This is a genomic window from Blautia sp. HCP28S3_G10, from assembly GCF_052065235.1.
Classification (GTDB): domain Bacteria; phylum Bacillota; class Clostridia; order Lachnospirales; family Lachnospiraceae; genus Blautia_A.
Genome location: NZ_JBQHUL010000104.1, coordinates 1 through 574 on the forward strand (window position 1 = coordinate 1; position 574 = coordinate 574).

1 protein-coding gene is annotated in these 574 nt (G+C 43.2%); it reads left to right on the forward strand.

What is annotated here, in order from left to right:
• On the forward strand, positions 1 to 574 hold a 574-nt coding region (locus ACTNB8_RS16400; protein WP_441056121.1), incomplete at both ends, for a prealbumin-like fold domain-containing protein.

Sequence of the window (574 nt, forward strand, 5' to 3'; positions counted from 1 at the left end):
GACTTATCCGTTAGCAGCGACAGTAAAATATGATACAGATCAGGACAATCTGACTGTGAATAACCAGTACAATGGTCTGACAGTCAAAGTCAGCAAACGTGCCCTCAAGGGTGATGAAGCATTTGCGCTTGCAGGAGCAAAACTTCAGCTTCTTGATGCAGATGATCAGGAAAAACCTGTAAAAGAATGGACTTCAGGAGAAGCACCGGAAGCAATTACAGGTCTGATTCCAGGCAAAACTTATATCTTGCGTGAGATTTCCGCACCAGACGGATACACTGTAGCAGAGGATACACAGTTCATTCTGAACCGAGATGGCACGCTGGCAGAGAAGACCACAACTGTTTACGACAAAGAAAGTAATACACTTGTTGTAAATGACAAACTTACTTCTGTATTTATCAACAAAGTAACCGAAGACGGTAAAGTCCTTGCAGGAGCAACTCTTCAGGTACTTGATTCTGAAGGAAAAGCAGTTACCCTGAATGACAAAGAAGTACAGTGGGAGACCACAGATCAGCCGTATGAGATCACCGGACTTAAGACAGATACCGTTTACACATTGCATGAAGTA